A 20,283-nucleotide genomic window follows, 5' to 3' on the forward strand; every position below is an offset into this window, starting at 1 on the left:
TAAACCTATTTCAGGACTAGACACTACGCTACGACTTACTTGTTGTAGGTCATCACGCCGTCTTCACCTTCCACGAAGCCCTTGGACTGGCTGATCTGTTTGGCAGTGATCAGACCCGTGTCGAACACCTTCTCGGCACCGGTCTGCTGAAGTTTAGCCGGCTGCAGCAGCGCTTCCATGAACCGACGGCTCTCTGCCAGGCTGCCACCGATCACACGGCTGCCCAGGTCGACCTGCGACGAGTCGTTGACGTCGCCCATCAGTTCCTGGATCAGGGCGTTGGTGCCGTTGTCCGCTTTCAGCGATACCGACCAGGCACGGACGTTGGCAACGCCCGGCATGTTGTCCAGTACCTGCGGCGCGACGAACACCACGCGACCACCGCCAACATCGTTGGAGGTCTGGATCGACGCCACGCTGATGCTGCGACCGCCGGTGTAGCTGACGGTGCCGGTGTCGGTGCTGGTGGTGGTGGTCGCTGCCATGACGACGTTGCCGCTGCCGTTGACGTTGACGTTGCCGCGACCACTGGTGGTGATGTTGGCGTTCTGGTTGATGTTGCCGCCGTTGAGGGTGATGTTGCCGCCGCCGGTGTGCGAGACACCGCCGTTGACATTCAGGTCACCCGCACTGTTCAGGACGATGTCACCCGAGGACGCGGTCAGCGAGGTCAGGTTCAGGGCCGAGGTCGAGGTGCTGTTCAGCGCCGCGCCGCCGGTACCGCCGCTGGAGGCCAGGTTGCCGACGTTGACGTCGAAGGCATTGCCGCTCTGGCCGACGCCGCTGGCGGCGATCAGGTTGGCAGTCTGCGCATTGACGTTGCTCACCGTGTTGTTGTTGGCATCACGGATCGCGCCGGCGTTGGCGTTCAGGTTGACGGTGTGGCCAGTGGCGTTGATCACATCGACGTTGAGGTTGCCGGTGGTGCTGTTGACGGTCACGTCGCCATTGGCGCTGTTGACGGTCAGGCGATCCAGGCCGTTCGCTTCGTTGATGTTGATGTTGCCGCTGGTGGTGACCTGCGCGTCGAGGCTGGTGGCCTGGGTCTGCAGGGCACCGTTGGCGCCGATGCCGTCGGTGGCGGTCAGGCTCAGGGCATTGCCCTGGATGCGGGTGTTGCTGTTGCCATCGTCGACCAGTTGGCCGTTTTCAGCGTTCAGGGCCACCGAACCGGTGCCGCTGATGCTGCCGACCACGGCGTTGCCGTCGGCGACCGTGACTTGCACGTTACCGTTGCCGGTGCTGACGTTTTCCAGGGTGACCGCCTGCGACTGGGCCAGGTTCACGTCGCCGCTGGTGGTGCTGGCGTCGACAGTGTTGCCGGTCAGTTGCAGTGCGCCTTGCGAGCCGTTGCCCAGGCCATTGGCCGCATCGAGCTCGATGCGATCGCCGGTGATGCCGGTCGCTTGGGCCACGCGGGCCAGCAGACGGGCGAAGAACGTCGGCTGCTGGGTCACGATGGCGCCGCTGGTGGAGCTCAGGCTGACGTTGTGGGTGCCGGCGTCCACGGTGCTCACGCCGATGTCGCCGCCTGCGGTGACACGGATGTCGCCGTCTGCGGTGTTCAGGCGGGTGAGGGTGATGCCGTCGTCTTCGGCCAGCACGATGTCGCCAGTGCCGTTGACCGAAACGGTAGCGCGATCGACCGCGGTGTGCAGGTTGACGCCGGTTTCAGCGCCGACGTTCAGGCTGCCGCCCTTGACCAGGCCGCCGGCCAGGGTTTCCACCTTGCCAGTGGAGTACAGGTCGATCGAGTCGCCCTGCAACTGGTTGATGGCGATGTTGCCCGCGTCGACCGAGACCGAACCGTTGGCTGCCGCGACGTTGTCCAGGGTGACATCGTCGGCTTCGCTGACCACGATCGAACCGTTGGTGGCGTTGGCGACCAGGGTGTCGATGTTGGTGCGCAGGGCGTCGTTGGTGCCGATGTCGCTGGCCGCGTTGGCGGTCAGTTGCTTGGCGCTGACGTTGTGCGCAGCGGTGCCATGGACCTGGATGCTGCCGTTGCTGGCGGTCAGGGCCACATTGCCGTTGACGGCACTGATCTCGTCGACCAGCAGCTCGTTGCCGGCGGTGTAGGCGACGTCGCCGTTACCGCTGACTTCGGTGCGTGCACCCACGGCCATCAGCAGGTCACGGCCGGCCACGGCAGTGACGTTGCCATTGGCGGTCTGCACCAGTGCGTTCTGGGTCAGGTCGCCGACCAGGGTGGCCAGGTCGATGTTGCCGTTGCCGGTCGTCACGTTCTGCAGGCTGGCGTTGCCACCGGCGCTGTAGTCGATGTTGCCGGTGCCGGTCACGGTGGTGTCGGCCAGGGTGGTCAGGTCGCCATCGGCGTGTGCGGTGAGGTTGCCCGCACCGGTCTGCACCAGGGCGTTCTGGGTCAGGTTGCCGCCGGCCTTCAGATCGATGTTGCCGGTACCGGTGGTCACGTACTGCAGGCAGGCGTTGCCGCCGGCGCTGTAGTCGATGTTGCCGGTGCCGGTCACGGTGGTGTCGGCCAGGGTGGTCAGGTCGCCATCGGCGTGCGCGGTGAGGTTGCCTTCGCCGGTCACGACGTTCTGGTGCTGGGTCAGGTTGCCGCCAGCCTTCAGATCGATGTTGCCGCTGGTGGTGCCGACCTGCTGCAGGCTGACGTTACCGCCCGCGCTGAGGTTGACATTGCCTGCGTAGAGTGCGCCGGTCAGGGCCAGGGTGGTCAGGTCGCCACCGGCAGACGCGGTGACATTGCCGGTACCGGCGAGCAGTTGGCCGACCTGCAACAGGTTGCCCTGCTTCGCGCTCACATCGACGTTGCCCGCGAAGGCGCCCACGTCTTGCAGCGTGGCATTGCCGCCTGCGGCGATGGTCACGTTGCCGCTCTGGTAGGCAACGGTATCCGTGTCAGCGGCCATGGTGATATCGCCATCGGCGCTGACCGAGAGGTTACCGTTCTGGGTGCTGATGTTGGCGTTCTGCTGGAGGTTGCCGCCCGCGCTCACGGTGATGTCACCGGTCGTGGTGCCGATCAGCTCGTTCTGCACCAGGTTGCCGCCAGCGGAGACAACGATGTTGCCGGTGCCGGTAGCGATGTGGCCGTCCTGCTGGATGTTCCCGCCAGCGGTGACGGAGATATCGCCGGTGTCGGCCGTGATACGTGCGTCATGCAGGATGTTGCCGCCAGCATTGAGCACGATGTTGCCGGTGTCGGTGGTGATCCGGGCGATCTGCTGGATGTTGCCGCCGGCCGTGACGGCGATATCGCCGATTTCGGTACGGATCCGCGCATCCTGCTGGATGTCGCCGCCGGCGCTCAGGCGGACCGCGCCGCTGTCGTAGGCTGCCACGGTTTCGTTGACGGTCAGGTTGCCGGTGGTGCCGACTTCGATGTCGCCGTCGGCAGCGTCCAGACCGTACTGGGTGTCGAGGCCCAGGTTCGAGGTAACGCCGCCGATGACCAGGTCGCCATCCAGGTCGTTGACCTTGATGCTGCCGGTGTCGGTGTAGGCCACCAGGTTGCTGACCTTGACGTCCAGCGCCTTGTCCGCGCCGATGCCGTTGACGGCTTTCATCGTCAGGTTGGCGGCGTCGATGTTGCTGCTGCCGTCGGTCTTGGCGTTGGTGATCAGGTTGCCCGCGACCAGGGTCACCGTGTCGCTGGTGGTGCCGGTGGTCAGGGTGCCGACGTTCAGCGAGCCGCCGGTGGTGACGGTGACGTTGCCGTGGTCGGTTTCCAGGGTACCGATGGTCAGGTCGTCGACTTCGGCCAGGTTGACCTCGCCGGCGGCGGTGACGTTGACGGTGTTGACCTGGGTGTCCAGGGCGCGGTTGGCATTGCTGCCGGTGGCGCCAACGGAGCCTGCTGCCTTGATGTTCAGGGTGTCGGCGACGATCAGGGTGTTGTTGTCCTGGTCATCGTCCACCGCGCCATCGGCCTGCAGGTCGATCTGGCCAGTGCCGGCGTCGAGGCTGCCGACGACTACTGCACCACCGGCCTTGAGGTCGATGTTGCCGCTGGCGGTCTTCAGGTTGCGCGCGGTCACGGCGTTGGCTTCACGCACGGTGATGTTGCCGGCGTTGGTGACTTCGGCGTTGAGGGTGTCGACTTCGGTGTCCAGGTCGATGTTGCCGGCGGCTTTGGCCACCAGGGTGCCGCCCTGTACGTTGCGCTCGACGGTGTTGCCATCGACGATCGCGCCGTTGGTGCTGGTCAGGCTCACGGTATGGGTGTGAGTGCTGTCTTTCACCAGTTGGTCGATTTTCAGCGAACCGTCGGTGGTGACGCTGATGTCGCCGGCACCGGTGATGCCTTTGACGGCGCCCTGGGTACCGATGGTCAGCAGTGCGCCGCCGTTGGCGTTGACGATGGCCACGCCACCGTTGCCGGCGTCGGCTGCGACGCGGTCGGTCTCGGTGTTGACCGCTTGCAGGGCACCGATGCCGTTGCCGGCGACCATTTTCAGGTCCGGGGTGACCAGTACGCCGCCCTGGCCGAGGATGGCCTGGCCCGCCTTGAGGCTGATGGAGGTGTCGCTGGTGACGGTACCGACCACGCCAACGTTACCGGCGGCTTCGGCGACGATTTTCTCGCCGGCAGCGACGGTGATGTTGCCCAGGCCCAGGCTGCCAGTGGAGTCCAGGTACAGGCTGGAGTCGATGACGCCGCCGTTGTTGATGTCCAGGCGGTTGGCCGTGATGCCCAGCGGCTTGTCGGCCGAGCTGTCGATCATCTGGTTCTGGTCGTAGGCAGCCACGGCCTGCTTGCGCACCTGCAGGGCGGCATCGCGGGCGGTGTTGGCCTTGAACACGGCCAGATCGGCGGTGGCCTTGGAGGTGGCGGTGGTGTCACGGATCGCCGTGGTGGTCGCCAGGTTAGTGGCGGCGGTGTAGACCGCAGCGTTGGCCACGTCCAAGGTGTTGTTCAGCTCGACCAGCAGGTCTTGCTGAGGTGCCAGGCTGTAGCGCTCGTAGCTGTCCAGCGCCAGAGAGGCGGCGGACATCACCAGGTCGACCACGGCGAAGGCGGCGTCGGCACCGGCGTCACCGGAGAACGGTACGGCCTGTGCGGCACCGGCGATGACCGCTGCGGCGTTACGCACCACGGTGGCGGCGTTCAGCGCAGTGTTCAGGGCGTCGGCGGTGGACGACATGCTGTCGACCTTGGCGGCCTGGGCGTTGGCGCTGATCTCGGCCAGACGCTGGGTCAGCTCGGCCAGGCTGTTCTGCACGGTGGCAGAGGTCACCAGGGCCTCGTAGTCCTTCAACTGCTGGATCAGGATGTTCAGTTGCAGCAGCTTGGCCGCGGCTTCGGCATCGCGCGCCGAGTATTCGGCGATGGCGGTGTCGCGGGTCAGCTCGGCGGTGTGCTCGCTCGGGGTGTTGGCGGTCAGGCTGACGTTGTTGCCGCGGATGTTCTGCGCGGTGCCGTTGCCGTCGAGGATCACGCCTGCGGCCGACGCGACGGTGACGTCACCGGTGGTGCCGGCATCGAGCATGCCGATAGTGATGTTCGACTGCGCCTGCAGGGTGATGTTGCCGCCATCGGTCTTCAGGTTGCCGGCGATGATCACGCCGTCGTAGCCCGGCACCGAAGAGCTGGACTTGGACATCGCGGTCAGGGTGATGCTGCCGCCACCTGGCAGGTAGATGGTGTCGTTCTGGTTGAGGAAGACGATGTTGCCCGAGGTCGCCGTCAGGGTCAGGGAGCCGCCATCCATGGTGATGGTGCCGCCGCTGTTGTCCAGCACGGTGATCGCGGTCGCGACGATGGTGATCGCGGCGGTGCCTTTGCCGGTCAGAGAGCTGCTGTTGACCGCTACGGCGCCGGCGTTGGTGGCGGTCACGCCACCGCTGCCGCCTGCTGCGGAGAGGAAGCTGACGTCCAGGTCCAGGTTGCCCTGCTTGCCGATGCCGCCAGGGGCGCTCATGTCCAGCTCGCGGGCGACCACGTTGGCCTTGGTCTTGTCGGTGCGACCATCTTCGATGGTGCCGCCGGCGCTCAGCTTGACGTTGTTGCCGCCGGCGTCGACGTTACCCAGCTTGATGCTGCCGTCGGCGGCGATCTGGATGTCGCTGCCGGTGCCACCGCTGGTGGCCTGCACCAGGGACAGCAGGTTGCCGTTGCTCTGGCGGGCGTAGATACCGCCGTTGGCAGCGTCGATCACCAGTTCGTCGACCTGGATTTCCAGGGCGTCGCCGCTGGTACCGAAGGACTTCACCGCTGCGGTCAGGCCGCTGGTGATGAAGTTGGCAGCCGAACCGTTGCCGTCGGTGACGTTGCCGGTCACCTTGAAGTTGACGGTGCCGCCGGCCTTGACCTGGCCTACGACTACGTCACCGGAGTTCTGGAAGGCGATCTTGCCGTTGGTGGCCAGGACGTCCAGCAGGCTGATGGCGCCGATGTTGGAGTAGTTGATGTCGCCGCTGGTAGCGGTCAGGTTGACCGCGCCAGCCACCTGGCTGGACAGTGCCTTGGTGCTGGTACCGATGGAGCCGGCGTTGACGGTCAGGGAGCCGGCCGAGATCGGCGTGCCCACGGCGGCGGCGTCGGTGGTCACGGCGCCACCGGCGGTCAGGGCGACGGCGGTCTTGGCGACGACCGAGTTGACGGCCAGGTTGCCGCTCTGGTCGACGGTGACGGCACCGTTGGTGGAGCTGGCCTTGGCGGTCAGGGTCAGGTCGCTGGAGGTGTTGGCGATGTTGGCGATGCCGTTGCGGCTGGTCAGGTTCAGGCTGGTGGCCTGGGTCTGCAGCGCGGTGTCGGCGGCGCCGATGTTGCCGGAGGCGTCGATGACCACGTCTTTACCGACGACGGCACCGCTGCCCTGGGTGATGTTGCCGGCGGCGGTCAGCGAGACGCTCTTGTCGGCGCCGGCGTCGATGCCGTTCACCTTGAAGCCGCTGGCGGTGTTGGAGAACGACAGGTCCAGGGCCTGGGTGCGGTTCAGGGTCAGGGCGTTGAGGTTGCGGCTGTAGACCAGCGAGCCACCGGTGAAGGTGACGTTGGTGTCGCCGTTCGGGGTGGTCACCGACAGGCCGCTCAGTGCCTTGGTGTTGGCCATGTACACGCCGGCCTGGGCCGAGGTGGTGGTGGCGGTGATGGCGTCGACGTTGGTGGCCAGCGCTTTGTTGGCGGCGCCGGTGGCGGTTTTGCTCGACGTGGTCAGGCTGCCGGCGGTGACGTTGGTGCCGGAGCCGGTGGCGGTGATGCCGCCATTGCCGGCAGTCAGGGTGACGTCGCCGCCGGTGGCGGTGATGCTGCCAACGGTGATGCCGCCCTGGGTGGCGTTGAGCACAACGTTGTTGTCGGTACCGGCGGCGGTCAGGGTGCCGATGGTCAGGCCGTTGCTTTCGCTCAGGTACACGCCGCCGTTGCCGGCGCTGGCGTTGACGGTATTGCTCTGGGTGCTCAGGGCCAGGGCTTCGTCACCGACTTCCTGGCCTGCGCTCAGGTTGACGGTGCGACCGACCAGCGAGGTGCCGGCCTGGGCGGCCAGGATGCTGCCGGTGTCGGAGGTGACGTCCAGGCTGTTGGTGGCCGACACGGTGCCGGTCAGGATCACGCCTTCGCTGGCGCGGACCTTGACGTTCTTGGTGCCGGTGCTGCCGTTGCTCAGGGTGATGGAGCCCGAGTTGTCGATGGCGGCCGAGCTGGAGGTCAGGTTGTTGACGGTGATCTGCTCGCGGGCGATCACGTCGCCGAGGATCAGCGCACCTTCGTTCTTGACGTTGATGCCGCCGTTCTGGGTCGAGGCGCTCAGCACGCCAACCTTGGTGTTGACCGCGGCGTTGTCGGTGCCCACGGCACCGTCGGCAACGAACTTGGCCGAGTAGCCGGAGACGTTGGTCTTGCTGGTGTCGGCGGAGGTGATGTTGCCGTTCTGGGCAGTGATGACCACGCTGCCGCCGGCGGCATCGGTGCCCGCCTTGACTTCACCCAGGGCCACGCCGCCGTTGACGTCGGTGACCAGAACGTGGCCGCTGGCCGCAGTGGCGTTGAGCACGTCGGCGTCGACGGTCAGGGCTGCGCCTTCGGCACCGATCGAGGCGTTCTCGTCAGTGACTTCCAGGTTCAGGGTGGTGGCGCGGGTCGAGCTGTTGGCACCGGTGGTGATGCTGTTGCCGGCCTTCAGGGTCGCGGTGGTGGCCGCCGCGGTGCTGACGCCTTTGATGGTGTTGTTCTGGACGATGTCGCCGGCCTCGATGTTGAGGTCGGTGGCTTCGATGACGCCGGTGTTGTTGACCACCGAGCTCATCAGGCCGCTGGCGGAGTTGCCTTGCAGCAGGACGGTCTGGGCCGAAACGGTACCGCTGTTGGTCACGCCGTTCAGGTCGTTGCCGGTCGCGGCGGCCAGGGTGTCGGCCGACACGCTGAAGTTGATCAGGTTGCTGCCTTGCAGGTTGATGGTGAAGCGGTCACCTGCGGCCATGGTCACGCGACCGACGTTGGCGATGACGTAGCCGGAGTTGTCGACCTTCGGCGCCACCAGGTAGACGAAGCCACCGGTGTCGGCAGTGATCTGGCCCTGGTTGGCGATGCTGCCCAGGTCCTTGCCGGCGACCTGGGTGAAGTTCAGCTGGCCGCCGTTGAGGAAGCTCTGGTCGTCGACGTCGAAGGTGGTGGCCAGCAGGCCGGCCACGTCGACCTGGGAACCGGCGCCGAAGACGATGCCGTTGGGGTTGATCAGGAAGATGTTGCCGTTGGCCTGCAGGGCGCCCTGGATGTTGGAGACCTGGTTGCCCAGAACCCGGTTCAGGGTGATCGAGTCATTACCGGCGTTCTGGGCGAAGCGCACCAGCTCGCCAGCGTCGATGCTGAAGTCGGACCAGTTGATGATGCCTTTCTGCAACGCCTGGGTGATCACCAGTTCGTTGTTGTTCATGGTGCCGATGGAGATGCCGCCGGACACGGCGACGCCGCCGGTGGGTGCGGCCAGTGCGATCGAGCTGCTGGCGCCGATCACGGAAACCGAGACCGCCTTGATGAATCTCTGTGTGCCTTTCTTCTTGCGGGACATGAGTACTTACCTGTGCGAATTGGGTGTGGTTTCCGTGGCTCAGAAGCGATAGCGCGCCTGGGCGTAGACGTAGGTGCTGTCCTCGGTCTTCTCACTGAGGGGTACACCGACGTCCAGGCGCAGGTCGACGCTGTCGATCGGACGGGCCAGCAGGCCGATGGCGGCGCCGGTCAGGTCCTGATGGTCGTCCTGGCCGACCAGGGTGTCCTTCAGCCAGACCTGGCCGTGATCGATGCGCGCGGTCGCCTGGTAGCGGTCGCTGTCCTTGAACAGCGAGTAGCGGCCTTCGAGGCTGGCGGTGAAACCGTGGTCACCCGACCAGGTCGACGGCGCATGGCCGACTACTGAGTTGAAACCACCGACGCCCCACTGTTCGCTGGACACCAGCGAGTCGAGGGAGTACTGACCGGCGATGCGCGGGATCACCAGGAAGCGCGGGGTGATCTGTTGCAGGCGGGCAATGTCGAAGGTGAACTTGGTGAACTTGTTGTCCGCCTTGGCGGCGGAGCGGCTGGACATGGTCGACTCGTCGTCCATGCCGCCCAGGGCTTCGCCCAGGCCGTAGTGCAGACCGGCGGTGGCCAGGGTGCGGCCGTACAGGTCGGAGTTGTCCAGGTTCAGGCTGAAGCGCAGTTTGCGGATCTTGTCTTCGGCAGTGCGCACGCCGAGGATGCTCTGCTCCAGGTCCTGGGATTCGAGCCAGGCTTCGGCGGTGACGATGCTGCGTGCCGAACGCACGAAGTCCTGGGAAACGCCCAGGCCCCAGCTCTGGTTGTCACCTTCGATCTCCAGTACGCGGTAGGTGTTGCCGACGTCGACGTTACCTTTGGAGAAGTAGGCGCGGGCCTTGGTGCCCTGGGCGTTGAGCGGCAGGCTGTAGTCGACGTAGCCGTACCACAGGTCGCCGTCGCCGATGGAGGTCAGGGCCATGACATTGGCTTCGTCGCCGTGGCCGGTCAGGTTGGCGAACTTCAGGCTCGGGATCACGCGGGTTTCGCCGGTGTCCTTGCTGCCGTAGTTGTTGACTTCCAGAGCGCCCTGAACGCGGGCTTCCTCGGTGACGTCGACCACCAGATCGGTGGAGCCGGTTTCCACGCCAGGCTGCAGGGTCGAGCTGACCTCGATGCCGGACAGGCGGTTGAGGTGGGTCAGCGAGCGCTCGACCTGCTCCAGGGTGAACGGCTTGCCAGCGACCACGCCGCCAGCGGTCAGGGCGTCAAGCACCTGCTCGGTGGAGAAACGCTTGGCACCGGTGACCTGCACGTGGCCCAGCCAGCCTTCCAGAACCACCAGTTTGAGGGCGTTCTGGTGAGCGAAGTCCTGTGCGGGCACCACCACCTTGACCAGGCGGTAGCCGGCGGCCTGGTAGTAGGCCTCGACCTTGGCGGCCAGGGCTTTCATGTCGGCCAGGCTCATTGGGCGACCCAAATCGTTTGCGATCTGTGCCGAGAGTTGTTCGCTGGTGAAGGTGCGGTTACCGCTGAACTCGACGGCCTTGACCATCACCTGGGCTTGCGACGCCTGGGATTGCGGGGCTTGAGCTGCGGATTCGTTGGCCATTGCTGCGTTGGCTGTCATCACGGCAAAACCGAGGGCGCACAGCAGAGCCTTCGCCGGTACGTGGGAATAGGGCATGGGAACCTTGCTGTCAGTGATTGGCGAGGAAGTTGTTAGAGGCAGGTCATTTCGTCGGGATACATCCAGCATCTTCGTTCTCTAGCGATTGGCACACTCGAGCACGGCCCCGGTCCGGAGCCGAACAATCCTTGGTAAACCGTCTTTTTTCGGGCGCAAGGGCGCCCAAGCCGAAAAATAATCAGCTCACAAAGTTTTCAACCGGACACACACAAGCGGCCTCGTTCGAGGCGGGCGCGCAGGCGTGAAGAGATTGGTTTCGAGAAGACAAAAACAGCATTCGGCACACGAGTGCCAGGTTGCACCAGCGAAGCGGCAAACCGCCCCGACACGCCACCATGCCTGTTCTTCGCCAGGCTTTCCGGTGGATGTTTTTATCCCTTCCTGATTTTTACTCCCCTCGTTTGGAGGAGTGCTCCCCTGATTTTGATTGGGCTTTGGAAAGCCCTCCCGTTCTGCATGGCGCTTTATAAAAAACGGATTCTAGTGTGGTGGTGAACCACCGTCCGTTATCTTCTGGCTTCCCCTGCAGTCCATGGCAGCTAAGACCCATCACGGGTCAGAGGTAGTACGGGCGCATTAATAGCGCTGTTGTGTTAAACGGTCAATGGCATTGTGAAATCATTTTTTTTGACGTTGTTTAATTGACGCCAATAAATGTAAGTTTTGTAAGTGTGCAAAGGAAATGGCACGACCCAAAACCTTGCGTACGCACCATTATGGGCCGGGAAAGCCCGCCGTTGCGCGATTTGTTAACGCGCTAACTATTTGTAATGCTTCATTTTTTTGACAGGTTACCGGGTGTCGCGGATAGCGGTGCAGAGCGCTTTCGAAGCGTCACGGCGCAGGTATTTAGTGGTCGATAATATTGAGTTCAGGGTTGGGGCACTGTTGTGCAATGGCATAACTGTTTTGATGGTTGATTATTGGGTTGAATGATTTTTTTGGTTTTTATGTTGGGTTGGGAAGATTTTTAGAAGCGTGGAGGTTTGAAGTTTTAAAGACTGTCCGTTTTGTTTCTGAAATGATCTTCTGGCATTTGTCTTTTTTCTAAAGTTATCGATTTGTGCACCTTGGGTTTAGCGGGTTCGGAAAATTAAAGTTTAGTGATTTATTTAAATTATATTCATTTGAGTGTGCTGGCGATGTTTGCGTCTGTAAGGTCGTCATTACCTCATCCAGCACCCTGACGCAGGGGCTTTGCCCAACGAAAACGGGCTCCGGCCGCTTCGCTGCACAGGGTCGTCGCCCGACGCCCGGCGCTGCCTGATATGTACCAAACGGTTCGCAATCATTACCGCAGGACACAGGTCGCGTCGCGAGGATTGTTCGACACGATTCGAACTCTTCATATGAGTTGCATCGCTACCTGAATGAGGGGTTTGAGGGAGGCGGCGCGGTTGAGATCGTTTCGCTATCATTGCCGGCGTTTTCAGTGCGGGATTAACTGATGGCAAAAAGTCATCAATTAGCAGAGTGTGAACCAGTCGACATTTATCAGTCGCCTCACTGGTGTGCCAGATACCCGGAAGTTCACTAAGTGCTGTTCAATTGCCATCACTCATCTTGTACGCTTTGCGGTTCAACTCTCTCATGCAAGGACGGGTAATGAAGCTGATCGCCGCACAAATCTCCTCCGCCCATGGCGCGATCGGGGCGAACCTGCGCAAGCACCTTGAGGTGATCGAGCGGGCGGCCAGCCTGGGCGCCGACCTGCTGGTGTTTCCCGAGCTCTCCCTGAGCGGCTACGCGCCGGCGCTGGCCCGGGAAGTGGCGATGGCGCCCGACGATCCGCAACTGGACGTGCTGCAAGAGGCATGCGACCGCCACGCCATGCTGGTCGCCGTCGGGGTTCCCACGCCGGGCCGCGAAGGTATCGAGATCAGCATGCTGGTGTTCCAGCCCGGGCTGGCTCGCACCCGATACTCCAAGCAATTCCTGCACGCCGACGAGCTACCGTTCTTCACCCCGGGCGCCGAGCAGCGACTGTTCAGCCGCAACGGTCACGTACTGGCGCCGGCCATCTGCTTCGAGTCGCTGCAGTTGGCCCATGCGCGGCAGGTGGCGGCGCTGGGTGCCGGGGTCTACTTCACCAGCGTCGCCAAGTCCGCACGGGGTGTCGCTGGGGCAGCCATCCATTACCCGCAGATCGCGCAGGCGCACGGCTTCACGGTGATCATGGCCAATTGCGTGGGCCAGGCCGACGACTATGTCGCCGCCGGGCAGTCGGGGGTGTGGAACGCGCAGGGAATCAAGGTGTGTGCAGCCGGCGACGCCGAAGAGGCCCTGGTGCTGTACGACCTGCACAGCGGGGAAGGCGAGGTGGTGACGCTCTGAGCGGGCTTCAGCCCGCCGAGGAGCGCTGTCGCTTCATCCGGTACATGGCGCCGTCGGCGTGGCTGAGAAGGGTGTCGGCGTCTTGCCCGTCCTGCGGGTAGCAGGCCACGCCGATACTGCAGGACGGCATGTCCAGGCCATCGAAGTCACCGCCGAGGGGTTCGGCCATGGCTGCGAGAATCTGCGCTACCTGCTCGGCGACGGCGTTCTCCGAGTGGATATCGGTCAGCAGCACGATGAACTCGTCGCCGCCCATGCGTGCCACGGTGTCCGCTTCCGCCACGCAGCTTTCCAGGCGCCGGGCGATGGTGCACAGCACCTGGTCGCCCACTGCATGCCCGTGGGCATCGTTGATGCCTTTGAAGTCATTGATGTCGACGAACAGCAGCGCCAGCGTGCTGGCGTGGCGCCGGGCGCTGTGCAGCGCGGTCTCCAGGCGGGTATTGAACAGCGAGCGGTTGCTCAGCTTGGTCAGCGGATCGTGGTGGGCGAGGAAGCGCAGCTCCTGTTCTGCCTCGGTCAGCGCGGTGACGTTGCGGGCCACGCCGATCCGCGCTTCCACCTCGTCGGACCAGAACGCCGCCCAGAGAATGTGGACGACACCGCCATCCTTGCGGATGTAGCGGTTGCGGAAGTCGAAGTGAGGCTGGCCGTTCATCACCCGGATGATCGAGGCGCGGGTGGCCGGCAGGTCGTCGGGGTGCATGTAGCGGGTGATGGGGGTGCCGACCAGTTCCTGGGCCCGGTAACCCAGCAGCGCCTCGCAGGCATCGCTGACGAACACGATCTGGTTGTCCCGGTCGACCACGAAGACCGTGTCCAGCATCAGGTGGATCAGTCTGGGATACAGCGATTGGAGGTCAACGGGCATAAGTCAGGAAGTCCGGTTGATTGAGCTTGAGCAGAGCCCTGCCGCGAAATCCCGGCGGCGGTCATGGCAGACGTCCTTGGTGGTGGCAGTGTGGCTGATTGGCTGGCCATTTGGAATGGGTGGGACCCCGCGGGGTAGCGGGGCTGCGACCGGTGTCATGAAAAAAATTCATTTCGCTGACGCAAATCGACGCACGCTTGGGTCCTGGCCGAGGCTCCGGTCGGCGATATTTGAAATGATCGGCGCGGGCCGCTAAAGTCGCGCCGCCTCTCACAGGCCTTGGCGCGTTGCACAGGAGTGGGAGCCGGCGTTGCCGGCGATGCGCCGCGCGGGCGGCGCTCGATCTTGAGAACACTGAAAACCTGCCGGCTGGCACTTCACTGCCGCCACCGCCAACCCGAGGTACCCCGTTGAACCCACACACCTTGTCCCGGCGCCTCGAGCGCGTCGCCGCCCATGTGCCGCCAGGCGCGAGGCTGGCCGATATCGGCTCGGACCACGGCTACCTGCCGGTGGCGCTGGTGCTTCGTGGTCTGGTCAGTGCCGCGGTGGCCGGCGAAGTCGCCATGACGCCTTATCGCGCGGCCCTGCGCAGCGTGCAGGAAAATGACCTGCAGGCGTTGATCCGTGTGCGCCTGGCCGACGGCCTGGCCGCCATCGAACCAGGCGACGGCATCACCGCCATCAGCTTCTGCGGCATGGGCGGCGAAACCATCCGTGACCTGCTCGCCGCTGGCCAGTCTCGCCTCAGCGGCCGCGAACGCCTGATCCTCCAGCCCAACGGCGGCGAGCAGCCGCTGCGTCAGTGGCTAATGGAACACGGCTATCGCATCGTCGCCGAAGAGGTGCTGCACGAGAACCGCTTCTACTACGAGATCATCGTCGCCGAACCCACTGGCCCGGTGAGCTACAGCCCGCAGGCGCTGTATTTCGGCCCCCTGCAACTGCAAGCGCGCAGCGCCGCGTTCGTGGCGAAGTGGGCGCGTCTGCTGAAGCTCAAGCGGCGTACCCTGGCGCAGTTGAGCGCGGCACGCCAGGATGGCATCGAGGACAGGGTCAAGGACCTTGAGCAGGAGATAGAGAAGATCAGCGCCATGCTCGGGGCTGATTCGAATGCGCACACCCTGAACGGAACCGCAAACCATGAACCGTCGTAAAAAGATCAAGCAGTTGCTCGAAGCCCACGCCAGGAAGGCCAACGCCAAGCTGGCGCCGAAGAACAAGCCGAAGTACATCAGCAAGGCCGACCGGGCGAAGCTGGAAGCCGAGGCCGCGTCGGCTGCAGCGGCGGAGCCGCGCGAGGGCTGACCGCCGCTGACAGGCCGGCGCCGTCAGGGCTTGATCGCGATCTTCAGCACGCCATCGCGCTGATGGGCGAACAGGTCGTAGGCCTCGACGATGTTGCCTAGCCCATAGTGGTGGGTGACCAGCGAACCGAAGTCCGCCCGGTTCGACTCGATCACGCTCATCAGCCGGCGCATGCGTTCCTTGCCGCCAGGGCACAGCGCGGTGTTGATCTTGTGGTCGCCCAGGCCGGCGGCGAAGGCGCCAAGGGGGATCTTCACGTCGGCCGAATACACCCCCAGGCTCGACAGCGTGCCACCCGGCTTGAGCACCTTCATGGACTGCTCGAAGGTGCTGGGCAGGCCCAGGCATTCGATGGAGGAATCCGCGCCACGGCCGCCGGTAAGCTTCATCACCTCGTCCACCACATCGCAGCGGTTGAAGTTGAGGGTGATGTCGGCGCCCATGTTGCGGGCAATGCCGAGGCGATGGTCGTTGCCATCCACGGCGATGATGGTAGAGGCGCCGAGCAGGCGGGCGCCCGCCGTGGCGCACAGGCCGATCGGGCCCTGGGCGAAGATCACCACGGTGTCGCCAATGCGGATGTTGGCGTTCTCGGCGCCCTTGAAACCGGTGGACATGATGTCCGGGCACATCAGCACCTGTTCGTCGGTGAGTCCGTCGGGGATCGGCGCCAGGTTGCCTTCGGCATCGGGCACCAGCACGTACTCGGCCTGGGTACCGTCGATGAGGTTGCCGAAGCGCCAGCCGGCGGTGGCCTTGTAGCCATGGCAGCCGCACAGCCCCTTTTCCCGCAGGTAGCTGCCGTCCTGCGAGGCGACGCCGTCCTGGGCGGCGTAGGAGTTGAAGTTGGGGCAGATGGCCCCGGCGATGACCCGCTGGCCTTCCTGGTAGCCCTTGACCGCGCTGCCGAGTTTCTCGATCACCCCGACCGGTTCATGGCCCACCGTCAGGCCCTTCGCGACCGGGTATTCGCCCTTGAGAATATGCACGTCGGTGCCGCAGATAGTGGTCGTGGTGATGCGGATAAGCGCATCGTTGGGGCCGACGTCGGGAATGCGCTTGTCGGTCAGTTCGATCCGTCCCGGCTCCACGAAAACCGCTGCCTTCATCAACGCCATCTTCCACCTCCTGGTTGAGCGATTACTTGAGCCGTGTAGCAAAGCCCAGCATCGGTCATCCTGCAAATCCCCGAGGTGCGTCAAATCGTCTGGTCAGCCTCCTTGGCTGCCCGTCGCAGCATTTGCCAGGTCTGCTCATCCGCCGGAATCAGGTGCTCGATCCGCAGTGACGCCACGGTGATGTCCAGCGGCATGCCGAAGGTGGTGAAGGTGGACAGGAATTTCAGCTCGCCCAAGGGCGTCTGTACGCGAGTCAAAACCAGCGGCGACGACTGCTGCTCCAGTGTCGGGCTTTCCGGGCGGGGCAGATTATGCAAGCGGCCGAGCAGTGCAGGATTGCCGGCGGCCTCCCGCGAGGCGCGTTGCCAGGCGATGGCGCGGATCTCTGCGGCATTGACCAGGTGATCCCCCAGCCCGCCCGGTTGCAACAGGGTGTCCAGCAGATTGAGCCCAGGCCCGGTGTCCGGCGCGATGCCGACCATGGCAAGCAGCAGCCCGGCGCCGGCGTTGGCGGCGATGATGTTCCACTGGCTGTCGATGACGATCGCCGGTGCCGGGTTGTGCGCCTGCAGGATATGGCCGATGGCGTCATGGACCATGCCCATCGCCTGCGCATCGATGCCGCCGGCGGCATAGCGGGGCGCATAGCCGGCGGCGAGGAAGATGTCGTTGCACTGCTCCAGTGGTACGTCCAGCGCGCAGAGCAGGGCGTGCAGAGTGCCGGGACCGGCCTTGGCGCGACCGGTCTCGATGCAACTGAGGTGGCGCTGGGAGACACCGGCAACCAGTGCCAGGTCGAGCTGGCTCATTCCCGCCTGCCGACGCAGTCGGCGCAGGTGTTGGCCGGCGCTGGTGCCGGCTACGGGGGCTACAGGGTGGAACGGGTGGTGGCTCATCGGGCGACTCTGACTGTCCTTGTGCGAAGCGTCCATGACCTGTGAGGTCATTGAGGGGCGAGCCACCCTATCACTACCGTGGCGGCGCGGCCCACCCCAGGAGAAGAACATGACACCCCGTTTCGCTGCGCTTGCCGCGCTGATCCCTTTCACCCTGTACACCGGCTGGACCCTGCTGATCGCCGAACAGTCGCTGGTGGCCTTCGGGCTGCAACTGTTGGCGCGACCGGATACCGCCCAGGTGGTCATCGACCTGTACCTGATGGCTGCGCTGGCGGGTGTCTGGATGTGGCACGACAACCGTGTGCGTGGCGGTTCGTGGAGGCGGTTGCTGCCGTACCTGCTGGTGACGGCGGTGTTCGTCTCGCTGGGGCCCTTGCTCTATATCGTGGTGCGGGAGACGCGGGCATGAGCGACTTGCTGTCGGTCTACGGTCTCTGCGTGGTCATGCTGTTCTGCAAGATGCTCGCGCTGTCCTGCTACCAGGGCTGGTTCCGCCTGCGCGGGCTGGCCTTCACCAACCCTGAGGATGCCGCGGTGTTCAAGCGGGCGCCGCAGTCGGTGGAGCGGCCACAGGTGTTGCGGGCCGCCAGGGCCTGGGCCAACGATCTGGAGAACATTCCGCTGTTTTTCGCGTTGGGCGGGCTGGCGGTTGCCCTGGGGACGCCGACACTGCCCAGTACCTGGATGATGGTGGTGTTCACGCTCGCCAGGGGGCTGCACACCCTGGCCTATCTTTGGGGTGTGCAGCCCTGGCGCACGGTGTTCTACGGGGTTGGCATCCTGTGCCTGGCGGGACTGGCGGTGATGGGCTGCATCGTCATCGCTAGCGCATCGCCGCCAGCTTGATCCCGAACCCCACCAGGCAAGCGCCGGCCGCCCGTTCGAACAGGTTGGAGAGGCGCGGGTTGGCGCGCATGCGCTCGGCCAGTTTGTGGGTCAGGACCACCGCGATCAGGCCATAGAGGAAGGTCACCACCGCCACCGTCGCGGCGAGGAAGCCGAAGGTCACCAGGCCCTGGTGTTTCACCGGGTCGACGAACAGCGGGAAAAACGCCATGTAGAACATGATCGCCTTGGGATTGAGCAGGGTGATCATCATGGTCTGGCGCATGAAATGGCCGTTGTCCATGCGGCTCTTGCGCGGCGCATCGCCGGGTTTGCTCAGCAGCATGCGGATTCCCAGGTACGCCAGGTAGCCGGCGCCGACCCACTGCACCAGATGGAACGCCGCCGGGTAGGCCGCCAGCAGGGTGGCGACACCGGCCACCGCCAGCCACAGCAGCACCTGGTCGCCCAGGATCACCCCGCAGGTGGCCGCCAGTCCGGCCTTGATCCCGCCCTTGCCGGTGGCGGTGATCAGGGCGAAGTTGCCGGGGCCGGGAATGGCCAGGACGATGATGAACGCGATCACGAAAGCGCCGTAGTCGGTCACGCCGAGCATGGTGGAAGCTCCTGCACTGGGTAGGGAAAAGGCTGATGGCCGTAGACTATCACTCATGCAGCGCATTGGGCCGTCAACGCGCAGGTGGCGACGCCAAAGCCGCGATCCAGAGCGGTCAGTTACGCGAAGTCTTTCACAATTTTTTCACTTTGTTTCGAACTTTCCGGGATCCAGTTGCCTCGAAGCGGTGCGTTCGTTAACACATTACTGTCATGGAGGCTCCGAATGCCCACCCGTAAATTGCTCGCTCCGACCTGTGTCCTGGCCCTGCTGGCCGCTCCTCTGGCTGCTGTCGCCGCACCGAGCACCGACCCGCTGTTCACCCTGGGCCTGCTGGGCAGCTACGACAAATTCAAGTTCGAAGGCGGCAGTGAGTCCGACTCCGATCACTTGGGCCAGGGCGGCGTGTTCGCCACCTTCGGCAACAAGCTGACCGCCGAATCCGGCTTCATCTACCAGGCCGGCGCCCAGGCCAAGTACGGCAAGAAGAACGACAACAAGCTCAAGGAAGCCCAGGCCGATCTCGATCTCGGCTGGCGCGCGGCGCTGGACGCCCGCAACTTCGTCGACCTGACCGTGGGCGGCGGCTACAGCTGGTCGCGCTTCGAGCCGCAGATCAACGACCTTGATGTCGAGCTGACTGCCAGGTCGCCCTTCGCCAAGGCCGCACTGGGTTACAACCACCAGTTCGACAGCTCGACCCTGCGTGTCGAAGTCGGTGCCCGTCACACCATCGACGGCCGCGCCAAACTCAAGGTGGACGATTTCGGCAGCGACACCGTCGACCTGAAGGACCGCACCAACCCCTACGCCGAGGTCAGCCTGCTGCTGAACCAGAACGGCGGTCTGCCACTGCAGGTAGGTGCCTACTACACCCGCACCGAGTACAAGCTCGACGAAGACTCGGCTGCGGCCGACAACACCAAGCTCAAGCGTGACGAGTTTGGCGTGAAGCTGGGCATGGCGTTCTAAGCGCCTCCCGCGTGGCCTGTCGGTCCGCCTCGCGCTGACCGGCAGGCCGCACCCGTCGGAACATCCCCCGCCGACGGAACGAACGCCCCGGAAAACTGTACAAACAACTAGGCTTGTACAAGGTTTCTTTCCCAGCGAGGCGTTCTCACCATGCTCGATCGGGCTGGCAAGACCCTGAATGTCCTGGCGTGTGTGTGCCTGCTGTCGATGGCGGCACTGCCGTGCCGGGCGGACTGGCGCCCGGCGATCGCCGATGCGCGCCTGCTGGGCAGCGGTGCCTTCAGCTGGTTTGGCGTGACCCTCTACAACGCCCGGTTGTGGAGTCCCGCGACGGGCTTCGCCTGGGACCAGCCCTTCGCCCTCGAACTGACCTACCGCCGTGCCCTGTCCCGGGACACTCTGGTCAAAGCCAGCGTGGACGAGATGCGCCGCCTGGGCGGGCGCGAGCTTGGCCCGGCGACGCTTGAGCGCTGGACCCACATCATGGAAACCGCCTTCGTCGATGTGCGTCCCGGCATGCGCATCACCGGGGTTTATCTGCCCGGCCGTGGCTGCCGGTTCTATGTCGATGACCAGTTGCGTCGTGAAATCGACGATGTCGCGTTCGCCCGGGCGTTCTTCGCCATCTGGCTGGACCCGCAGGCCCGCGATCCACAGTTGCGCCAGCAGTTGCTGGGCATGTCCGGCGATGGACGAGGAGGTTGAG

13 protein-coding genes are annotated in these 20,283 nt (G+C 64.4%); 7 read left to right on the forward strand and 6 right to left on the reverse strand.

The genetic code is table 11. From position 1 onward, the window contains the following. Positions 1 to 35: 35 nt before the first annotated feature. On the reverse strand, positions 36 to 8,996 hold the full coding sequence (locus AC05QJ_RS13690) for a two-partner secretion domain-containing protein (RefSeq protein ID WP_476747361.1): 8,961 nt from the start codon (positions 8,994 to 8,996) through the stop codon (positions 36 to 38). 39 nt (positions 8,997 to 9,035) lie between these two features. Then, the gene (locus tag AC05QJ_RS13695) at positions 9,036 to 10,631 is read right to left on the reverse strand and encodes a ShlB/FhaC/HecB family hemolysin secretion/activation protein (RefSeq protein ID WP_476747362.1); all 1,596 of its coding nucleotides are present in this window, start codon (positions 10,629 to 10,631) and stop codon (positions 9,036 to 9,038) included. Positions 10,632 to 12,239: 1,608 nt separating this feature from the next. Here AC05QJ_RS13695 and AC05QJ_RS13700 point away from each other — a divergent pair. Further along, complete coding sequence (locus AC05QJ_RS13700) at positions 12,240 to 12,968, forward strand: carbon-nitrogen hydrolase family protein (protein WP_476747363.1); 729 nt, start codon at positions 12,240 to 12,242, stop codon at positions 12,966 to 12,968. 7 nt (positions 12,969 to 12,975) lie between these two features. On the opposite strand, the gene AC05QJ_RS13705 is transcribed toward AC05QJ_RS13700, so the two are convergent. Then, positions 12,976 to 13,839: a diguanylate cyclase domain-containing protein gene (locus AC05QJ_RS13705; protein ID WP_476747364.1), complete on the reverse strand. Its 864-nt coding sequence runs from the start codon at positions 13,837 to 13,839 to the stop codon at positions 12,976 to 12,978. A 410-nt stretch (positions 13,840 to 14,249) separates the two neighbouring features. Here AC05QJ_RS13705 and AC05QJ_RS13710 point away from each other — a divergent pair, with 410 nt between their 5' ends. Both AC05QJ_RS13710 and AC05QJ_RS13715 read left to right on the forward strand, forming a co-directional pair. Then, positions 14,250 to 14,996 carry a tRNA (adenine(22)-N(1))-methyltransferase gene (locus AC05QJ_RS13710; protein WP_476747365.1) on the forward strand — a complete coding sequence of 249 codons (747 nt, stop codon included), beginning with the start codon at positions 14,250 to 14,252 and terminating at the stop codon, positions 14,994 to 14,996. Next, positions 14,983 to 15,147 carry a DUF2986 domain-containing protein gene (locus AC05QJ_RS13715; RefSeq protein ID WP_476747366.1) on the forward strand — a complete coding sequence of 55 codons (165 nt, stop codon included), beginning with the start codon at positions 14,983 to 14,985 and terminating at the stop codon, positions 15,145 to 15,147. The genes AC05QJ_RS13710 and AC05QJ_RS13715 overlap by 14 nt, the downstream gene beginning before the upstream one ends. Before the next feature lie 23 nt (positions 15,148 to 15,170). On the opposite strand, the gene AC05QJ_RS13720 is transcribed toward AC05QJ_RS13715, so the two are convergent. Together AC05QJ_RS13720 and AC05QJ_RS13725 are read right to left on the reverse strand one after the other, a co-directional pair. Further along, on the reverse strand, positions 15,171 to 16,265 hold the full coding sequence (locus AC05QJ_RS13720) for an NAD(P)-dependent alcohol dehydrogenase (RefSeq protein ID WP_476747367.1): 1,095 nt from the start codon (positions 16,263 to 16,265) through the stop codon (positions 15,171 to 15,173). Between the two features lie 80 nt (positions 16,266 to 16,345). Beyond that, complete coding sequence (locus tag AC05QJ_RS13725) at positions 16,346 to 17,161, reverse strand: helix-turn-helix domain-containing protein (protein WP_476747938.1); 816 nt, start codon at positions 17,159 to 17,161, stop codon at positions 16,346 to 16,348. Positions 17,162 to 17,270: 109 nt separating this feature from the next. Between AC05QJ_RS13725 and AC05QJ_RS13730 the strand changes: the two genes are divergently transcribed. Both AC05QJ_RS13730 and AC05QJ_RS13735 read left to right on the forward strand, forming a co-directional pair. Then, complete coding sequence (locus tag AC05QJ_RS13730) at positions 17,271 to 17,573, forward strand: DUF2834 domain-containing protein (protein ID WP_476747368.1); 303 nt, start codon at positions 17,271 to 17,273, stop codon at positions 17,571 to 17,573. Then, complete coding sequence (locus AC05QJ_RS13735) at positions 17,570 to 18,010, forward strand: MAPEG family protein (RefSeq protein ID WP_476747369.1); 441 nt, start codon at positions 17,570 to 17,572, stop codon at positions 18,008 to 18,010. The genes AC05QJ_RS13730 and AC05QJ_RS13735 overlap by 4 nt, the downstream gene beginning before the upstream one ends. On the opposite strand, the gene AC05QJ_RS13740 is transcribed toward AC05QJ_RS13735, so the two are convergent. Continuing rightward, a complete protein-coding gene (locus tag AC05QJ_RS13740) occupies positions 17,988 to 18,605 on the reverse strand; it encodes a LysE family transporter (RefSeq protein ID WP_476747370.1) in 618 nt (205 codons plus the stop codon). The genes AC05QJ_RS13735 and AC05QJ_RS13740 overlap by 23 nt on opposite strands. 225 nt (positions 18,606 to 18,830) lie before the next feature. On the opposite strand from AC05QJ_RS13740, the gene AC05QJ_RS13745 reads away from it, so the two are divergent. Together AC05QJ_RS13745 and AC05QJ_RS13750 are read left to right on the forward strand one after the other, a co-directional pair. Then, the gene (locus AC05QJ_RS13745) at positions 18,831 to 19,577 is read left to right on the forward strand and encodes an outer membrane beta-barrel protein (RefSeq protein WP_476747371.1); all 747 of its coding nucleotides are present in this window, start codon (positions 18,831 to 18,833) and stop codon (positions 19,575 to 19,577) included. 150 nt (positions 19,578 to 19,727) lie between these two features. Further along, positions 19,728 to 20,282, forward strand: a complete 555-nt coding sequence (locus AC05QJ_RS13750) for a chalcone isomerase family protein (protein WP_476747372.1) — start codon at positions 19,728 to 19,730, stop codon at positions 20,280 to 20,282. The last annotated feature ends 1 nt before the right edge of the window (position 20,283 follow it).

This window comes from Pseudomonas sp. TUM25319 (assembly GCF_056388475.1).

What these genes read in the sequence shown, in the direction of transcription:
- AC05QJ_RS13695 (WP_476747362.1), bottom strand. Translation starts at nt 10,631, where the DNA reads ATGCCCTATTCCCACGTACCGGCGAAGGCTCTGCTGTGCGCCCTCGGT.
- AC05QJ_RS13750 (WP_476747372.1), top strand. Translation starts at nt 19,728, where the DNA reads ATGCTCGATCGGGCTGGCAAGACCCTGAATGTCCTGGCGTGTGTGTGC.
- AC05QJ_RS13700 (WP_476747363.1), top strand. Translation starts at nt 12,240, where the DNA reads ATGAAGCTGATCGCCGCACAAATCTCCTCCGCCCATGGCGCGATCGGG.
- AC05QJ_RS13735 (WP_476747369.1), top strand. Translation starts at nt 17,570, where the DNA reads ATGAGCGACTTGCTGTCGGTCTACGGTCTCTGCGTGGTCATGCTGTTC.
- AC05QJ_RS13720 (WP_476747367.1), bottom strand. Translation starts at nt 16,265, where the DNA reads ATGGCGTTGATGAAGGCAGCGGTTTTCGTGGAGCCGGGACGGATCGAA.
- AC05QJ_RS13715 (WP_476747366.1), top strand. Translation starts at nt 14,983, where the DNA reads ATGAACCGTCGTAAAAAGATCAAGCAGTTGCTCGAAGCCCACGCCAGG.
- AC05QJ_RS13725 (WP_476747938.1), bottom strand. Translation starts at nt 17,161, where the DNA reads ATGAGCCACCACCCGTTCCACCCTGTAGCCCCCGTAGCCGGCACCAGC.
- AC05QJ_RS13740 (WP_476747370.1), bottom strand. Translation starts at nt 18,605, where the DNA reads ATGCTCGGCGTGACCGACTACGGCGCTTTCGTGATCGCGTTCATCATC.
- AC05QJ_RS13730 (WP_476747368.1), top strand. Translation starts at nt 17,271, where the DNA reads ATGACACCCCGTTTCGCTGCGCTTGCCGCGCTGATCCCTTTCACCCTG.
- AC05QJ_RS13745 (WP_476747371.1), top strand. Translation starts at nt 18,831, where the DNA reads ATGCCCACCCGTAAATTGCTCGCTCCGACCTGTGTCCTGGCCCTGCTG.
- AC05QJ_RS13705 (WP_476747364.1), bottom strand. Translation starts at nt 13,839, where the DNA reads ATGCCCGTTGACCTCCAATCGCTGTATCCCAGACTGATCCACCTGATG.
- AC05QJ_RS13690 (WP_476747361.1), bottom strand. Translation starts at nt 8,996, where the DNA reads ATGTCCCGCAAGAAGAAAGGCACACAGAGATTCATCAAGGCGGTCTCG.